This is a genomic window from Paenibacillus sp. F024 (genome assembly GCF_057814255.1).
Map to the genome: position 1 here is coordinate 1 of NZ_JBVASZ010000069.1, position 6,903 is coordinate 6,903.

Genomic DNA, 6,903 nt, shown 5'->3' on the forward strand with positions numbered 1-6,903 from the left:
CATAGGCAAAAGGAGCGGTCAAGCGCTCTTCTTGACGGCTTCTTTTGCCTATGAGATTCTCCAAGCAAGCGGAAGGGTTATGACTCTCGTTAATAGCCATCCACCCACCCAGTAGCGCGAAGAGCCTGATTTATTCTTTGGAAGTGAATCTGATATCGGCTTCTATTATTTTTACGATCGTCTTCGTACTGAATCTGATCCTCATGAATAAGCTCATCCGTCGGCAGGGTAAGAGTCCGGGCTCCAAAAGCACAGGAATACAATATGTCATTCGAGGAATTACGGTTGGGGTGATTTTAATCCTGATTACCGGGACGGCTTCTATCGTAGGCAGCCAATGGGCCAATATTTTAAGCTCGTTTCCGACTACCCTTTTTCCGCTCATCTTAGTACTGCATTACGAGGATGATCACCGGCTATTTCCTTTTGTCATTTATGGATTTTCGTATAGTATTACTACGTTATTTATGTTCTATCTGGCTTATTTATACATCGTTCCCCAATTCGGTCTTCATGCGGGCTATGTACTGATCTATGCCATATGTGCATTATATTTATACTTGTTTCAAAAAATGCAGGTACGGTGGGGGCTCATGCGTTCAGGATAGAGGCTTCCTCATAAAAAAAGCCCGCTAAACTTTTTAGTTTAGCGGGTGATCTTGTGTTCATAGCCGTGTGATTTATATAGCCAGGGCTGCTTTTTTTGGGACTTTTTTAAAGTGGATTTGCAGCGAGCCAAAAAATATTCTCCCCTGATTGTAGTGAAGCTCACATTTATAGCCATACCTTTGCATTAAGGATTTCAGTGATTGATAATTTGGAAGTTCTTGAACTAAAGACTTAATCTGTTCAACAATATGCTCTGGAATCTCGGAAAACATGGTGGCATGAATTCCGTCGGAAACCGAAAAAAATTGGGGGAACTCTCTTTTATACGATCCGGAAAGGTTCATACAATCCTCGGCTATTTCATGGATTGCATTATTTATTCGATTGAGGTTAATGGTGATATCCTTGTATAAATAGATCCCGAATCCCATACTGTTGGTTAGGGGATTGAGGCTTTTTTTCACTTTCAACAATTGCGCTTCCAAGCACGTTTCCAATGTTTCAGCAAATGTGCTCCACTGAAATGATTTTTTCATGAAAAGAACTCCTTCGTTTCTGGCATATGGATGTCATCAAAGGGTTTCGGGCTGGATCCTTTTGTTATGACGGTAGCAGCCTTTATGTTCATGAAATCGTTATATTTATGGTAATGACAGGTATTTCATTTTGGCAATGGGAAAGCAGCTATTCCTCAATTCAAAGGGCTGCTTCCTTTTTATCAATACTCGGAGGATGGTTATGCTAAGAACGAGCCGTATGAAAGGCATTATATTTGATATGGATAATACCTTGCTGCAATCCAACATTAATTTTCCGGACATGAAGAAGGAGGTTTTTGATTATCTGGTAAGGCAGCACTTCCTTCCTGAGGATTTTCCCGTACAAGAGCATACGACATCCACCTTGATTGAGTGCGCCAAGAAAACGGGTATAACTGATGATATCTATGCCTCCATTATGAAAATTACAGAAAAGCATGAAGTAAAAGGGATGGAAGGCGCGGGCCTTGAACCTGGCGTTAAGGAATTGCTTGAATGTTTATATCAAAATTATGTTTTAGTGATTATAACGAACAATTCATGCTCGGCCGCTTTAACGGCTCTGCAAAAAACCAAAATCCATCATTATTTTGATTTAATTATAGGCAGAGAACAAATGTCTGCCCTCAAGCCCTCCCCTTCAGGATATCATTATGCCCAGAGTCAATTTAAACAGATTTCATCCGACGAATGGATTGCCGTTGGGGATTCCTGGATTGACGGCAGAGCGGCGATGGACGCAGGGATCCCTTTTATAGGCTACAAATCTAACGAAGAAGACATGGCCAAAAAGGGGATAGAGGCGATAGGCAGAATCACAAGCATGAAAGAGATAATGGGCTTCATCAGCTAATCGAAAATTGTCATTCAGGCATGTACGCGATTTGATAACGAATAGGAGGGCTTTTAATTTTGAACACTAAATTTTTTATGGAACCTTCTGAATTCCGGGCTTGGCTTGAGGAGCATTATGAACATACTCTGGAATTGTGGGTCGGATTTTATAAAAAGCATGTGGGCAAGCCCGGCATCACCTGGCCGGAAGCTGTGAAGGAAGCGATTTGTTTCGGGTGGATCGACGGCATTCGTAAAAGCTTGGATGATGCGAGCTATGCCATTCGATTCACACCGCGCAAGCCCCGCAGCATATGGAGTGCAGTAAACATTCAATATGCTCATGACCTTATCCGTCAAGGGTTAATGCATCCTGCAGGTCTCAAGGCTTTCGAGGAGCGCTCAGAACAAAAATCGGTTATATATGCTTATGAGCAAAAGGACGGCGTCGAGCTGGGGGCAGGTTAAGAGCGGCAATTTCAGGCAATGCCCAGGGCCTGGGACTTTTTTCAAAGCCAAGCGCCTTGGTACCGTAAAGCTGCCATTTGGTGGGTGATTAGCGCGAAGAAAGAAGAGACCAGACAAAAGCGGCTTAACACACTGATTGAAAACTCGGACAACGGGAGCACCATACCGCAGCTAACCCGTCGGCAGGGGAAATAAATCACAGAGAAACAAAATCTTTCCCTAGGTAAAATTTATGTTGTAGGGGCAACTTTCTTGTGCTATGCTGATACAATAAAGTGTAATATAAATACTACATTTATACTTTAAATGTTGGTTTAGTGCAACAAAATTTGTCGGGGGAAAGAGGGTTGTTTACCAATGAATGTCACTGTTCAAGAACAATCATCCGCAGAACAAGGGTGGCGCAGTAAACGTTCCGACCCCAGTTTGCCTGAAGCATATAAAAGCTTGGATATTCCGACGAAGGGCAGCTTCTTTCGTAAGCTCCTTGCTTTTGTCGGACCGGGTTATCTCATTGCCGTCGGGTATATGGACCCCGGTAACTGGGCTACCGACCTTGCAGGCGGTGCCCAATTTCAATACTCTCTATTGTCCGTGATCCTGATTTCCAATATCATGGCGATCCTTCTTCAATCTTTGTCTGCCCGTCTGGGGATTGCAACGGGCCGCGATCTGGCTCAAGCCTGCCGTGATCATTTTAGCAAGCCGGTTAATATTGCCCTATGGATTCTCTGTGAATTAGCTATTGCCGCGTGTGATTTGGCCGAAGTCATTGGTTCGGCCATTGCGCTGCAGCTTTTATTTGGTTTGCCTCTTGTGATCGGCGTGATCATCACAGCGTTGGATGTTATGATGGTACTGCTGTTACAAAACAAAGGTTTTCGCTTTATGGAAGGGGTAGTCATCTCTCTGATGGCCACGATTATCATTTGTTTCGGGGCTGAAATGATTTTCTCCAAGCCTGAGGTCGGTGCTGTTCTTAATGGGTTTATCCCAAGTGCGGAAATCGTGAAGAATCCGGAGATGATGTATATTGCATTAGGGATTCTTGGCGCAACGGTTATGCCGCACAATCTTTACCTCCATTCGTCCATTGTCCAGACGCGTAAATATGAAGAAACGGTAGAAGGGAAGAAGGCGGCAATACGCTTTGCAACCATAGACTCAACGGTTGCCCTTATGCTCGCTTTATTCGTAAACGCGGCCATTCTGATCTTATCTGCCGCAGTATTTCACTCATCGGGGCATACCGAGGTTTCGCAAATCCAGGATGCTTATAAACTAATGGCTCCGCTGCTCGGTACCGGTGCCGCCAGCGTACTATTCGCGGTAGCTCTGCTCGCTTCCGGGCAAAACTCAACCCTGACAGGAACATTAGCCGGTCAGATTGTAATGGAAGGCTTTTTGAATATTCGTTTGAAGCCTTGGCTTCGCAGACTCATCACACGTGCCATTGCCATTATCCCGGCAGTCATCGTGATCTCCATGGCCGGAGAACAAGCAACCGGAGAATTGTTGATTCTTAGCCAGGTAATCCTGTCGTTACAGCTATCTTTTGCTGTCATCCCATTAGTTCTCTTTACAGGGGATAAAAGGAAAATGGGTCCTCTCATTGCACCCAAATGGATTCAGATACTGGCATGGATTGTGGCTGTTGTCATCGGATTATTAAATGGATATCTCTTATATGGAACGTTTGTCTTGTAATGCTACCTGAATTATGGGTCATATCAACAAATGATAGAGCACTTCAGTACGATCGTTTATCTCATCTCATACGTATAGAGTGTCTTATTAACAGCCCGCGAATATTCGCGGGCTTTATTTTGTCTAATTTACTATTGACACGATTTGGCAATGAGATTATTATGAAAATAACATAGATATATCAGTTAAATATTATAAATACATCTAGCTTATGATTACAAAGGGTGATGGAATGAAGCAAGGAAAAACCAATTTGGCCTACGAGATCATTAAGGAGAAAATTTTAAGCGGCGAATTGAAAACGCTCTCCGATATTTCTGAGGATAAGCTGCAAGAAGAGCTTAACATCAGCCGGACGCCCATACGGGAAGCACTGCAAAAATTGGAGCAGGAGAAGCTCGTGTATATTTATCCACGCAAAGGGATTATCGTTTCAGGCATAACCGTGGAATTACTTAATGAAGTATATGAAATGCGCGAATTGATCGAACCCTTCGTAGCTAAAAGCGTATGTCACAAGCTTTCGGAAGAATGGCTGTTAAAAATGATGCACAGCTTAACGGAACCGCCCGAAGGAATCACACCCGATGAACGTAAAGCCTATTATATTGATTTGGATAAAGAGCTGCATAATCAAATTATCTACTCGTATCCCAACACCTTTATTCACAATATCATGGGTAACATTTATGACCATAATCATAGAATTTTTGTCCTCACTTCATCTGTTAATGAGAAGCACAACGTCTCGATTCCTGAGCATGTAGCCATTATTGAGGCTTTTCTGGAAAGAGACCCTGATAAAGTCGAAATGAGAATGAGGGAACATATTAGTTCATCCAGAAGAAATGCCATTGAATACTTAATCAAGCAATATCAATAAGGGAGAGGGAGAGTTGAACATGACACAGATGACTGCTGCCAAAGCAATTGTAGAGGTTTTATTGAGAGAGGGCGTTGAAAAAGCGTTTTGTGTGCCCGGTGAGAGCTATTTGAGCGTGTTAAACGCTTTGTACGAAACTCCTCAGATTGAATTGATTTCCGGTCGCCATGAAGGCGGCGTTTCTTTCATGGCTGAAGGCTATGCGAAAGCCAGCGGCAAGGTTGGGGTGTGCTTCGCTACACGCGGACCGGGTGCAACCAATTTATCCATCGGCTTGCACACCGCTCATCAAGACTCCACACCCATGGTCGCGTTCATCGGACAGGTAGAAAGCTCGTTTAGGGGACGGGAAGGTTTTCAAGAGATCGATATGGCGGAATATTTCAGTCATTTGGTTAAATGGACCGTTGAGCTTAACGATGCTCATCGGGTTCCGGAGCTGGTCCACAGGGCATTTCATATGGCTAGATCGGGCAGACCGGGTCCGGTTCTGATCTCCTTGCCTCAGGACGTCCTGGATGAAATCGCAGAAATGGAGTTTCAGGAAACGGAGATGTTATCCAACCCGCGTCCGGATCACCAAGCCGTGGTCAAAGCTAAAGAAATCCTGCTGCAAGCAAAGCGTCCGGTGATTATCGCCGGAGGCGGAGTAACAAGTACGAAATCTGCGAAAGAGTTGGTGGAGCTCGCCGAAAAATTGCAAATTCCTGTGGCAACGGCATTTCGCCGGTTCGATGCATTTCCTAATCAACATCCATATTACATAGGACAATTGGGGGTAGGTGCCGCTCCGTATCTGGTTGAGTGCGTAAGAGAAGCGGATGTCGTTCTTGCCTTAGGGACTCGATTCTCTCAAATTACAACACAGAACTATACGCTGTTGACTTCCAAGACGAAGCTGATTCATGTCGATATTTCACCGGATGAATTAAACAAAGTATACCGACCGGCACTCGGGATTGTGGCGGATACGAAAAACTTTATGCTCGATTTGCTTGCGGAGCTGGGAGAATCCGTTCCAAACGAATCGCGTGAGGTCTATATTCAGGAGCAGCGGAAAAAATATGAACAATATTCCGAGGTCCGCGTCATGTCCGGTCAAGCTTATGTGAATTTGGAAGGGATGATGGGCGATCTGATGAACCATCTTCCTTCCGACACGATATTCACATCGGATGCTGGCAATTTCTATGGATGGATGGCGAAGCACTACCGCTTTCAGGAGGAAGGGACTTTTGTTGGACCTACCTCCGGCGCAATGGGATATGCGCTTCCGGCAGCCATCGGAGCTAAGGTTGCCCAGCCTGAGAAAACCGTAGTGGCCTATGCCGGTGACGGCGGGTTTATGATGACGGTGCAGGAGCTGGAGACGGCTGTCCGCAACAAAATTCCTGTCTTGGCGATTGTCGCTAATAATAACATGTTCGGAACGATTCGTATGCATCAAGAGAAGCAATTTCCTGAGCGTGTCATTGCGACACAATTATCGAATCCGAACTTTGCTCAAATCATGATTAATATGGGCGGGCATGGTGAACTTGTGGAAAAGAACGAAGATTTTGTACCTGCGCTTCGGAGGGCGTTGGCATCTCCGAAACCGGCTTTGATTGAAGTTCGTATTGACCCGCAGCAGGTGTCGGTATCCAAGACTATTGAAGAATTGAGAGCAGTACAGAGCTCACAACAAAAGTAATCCATGGCGGATTGAAAGACCAACGATGATTTTCGTTGGTCTTTTTCATTTGGCGTGCCCAGCTAAGCACGCATCTTCTAGCCGGTGAAAGTCCGGTCGCGGGAGGAGCCAAGTCCCCGCGTAGCTAGGATACTTGCGTATGGCGAAATCTGTGCGTAAAAGCGTATCGA

Annotated in this window: 7 protein-coding genes and 1 pseudogene; 7 read left to right on the plus strand and 1 reads right to left on the minus strand. The window is 44.8% G+C overall.

Annotation, left to right across the window (positions count from 1 at the left end):
• Positions 1-137 precede the first annotated feature (137 nt).
• Positions 138-608, plus strand: coding sequence for a hypothetical protein (locus tag ACZYR9_RS26900; protein WP_488981435.1), 471 nt, complete (start codon positions 138-140; stop codon positions 606-608).
• 72 nt (positions 609-680) lie between these two features.
• Here ACZYR9_RS26900 and ACZYR9_RS26905 read toward each other — a convergent pair whose 3' ends face one another.
• Positions 681-1,145 (minus strand): hypothetical protein, encoded by a 465-nt coding sequence (locus ACZYR9_RS26905; protein WP_488981436.1) that lies wholly within the window; start codon positions 1,143-1,145, stop codon positions 681-683.
• 202 nt (positions 1,146-1,347) lie between these two features.
• On the opposite strand from ACZYR9_RS26905, the gene ACZYR9_RS26910 reads away from it, so the two are divergent.
• From ACZYR9_RS26910 to ACZYR9_RS26935, 6 genes and pseudogenes are all read left to right on the plus strand, one after another.
• Entirely contained in the window at positions 1,348-2,001 is a 654-nt protein-coding gene (locus ACZYR9_RS26910) for an HAD family hydrolase (RefSeq protein WP_488981437.1), read from the plus strand.
• A gap of 59 nt (positions 2,002-2,060) precedes the next feature.
• Positions 2,061-2,450, plus strand: coding sequence for a YdeI/OmpD-associated family protein (locus ACZYR9_RS26915; RefSeq protein ID WP_488981438.1), 390 nt, complete (start codon positions 2,061-2,063; stop codon positions 2,448-2,450).
• A gap of 15 nt (positions 2,451-2,465) precedes the next feature.
• Positions 2,466-2,645, plus strand: a pseudogene (locus ACZYR9_RS26920) (YdeI/OmpD-associated family protein); the annotation flags it as partial.
• A 162-nt stretch (positions 2,646-2,807) separates the two neighbouring features.
• Positions 2,808-4,157, plus strand: coding sequence for an Nramp family divalent metal transporter (locus tag ACZYR9_RS26925; RefSeq protein ID WP_488981439.1), 1,350 nt, complete (start codon positions 2,808-2,810; stop codon positions 4,155-4,157).
• Positions 4,158-4,389: 232 nt separating this feature from the next.
• The gene (locus ACZYR9_RS26930; protein ID WP_488981440.1) at positions 4,390-5,040 is read left to right on the plus strand and encodes a GntR family transcriptional regulator; all 651 of its coding nucleotides are present in this window, start codon (positions 4,390-4,392) and stop codon (positions 5,038-5,040) included.
• Between the two features lie 19 nt (positions 5,041-5,059).
• Positions 5,060-6,733, plus strand: coding sequence for a thiamine pyrophosphate-dependent enzyme (locus tag ACZYR9_RS26935; protein ID WP_488981441.1), 1,674 nt, complete (start codon positions 5,060-5,062; stop codon positions 6,731-6,733).
• Positions 6,734-6,903: the final 170 nt, after the last annotated feature.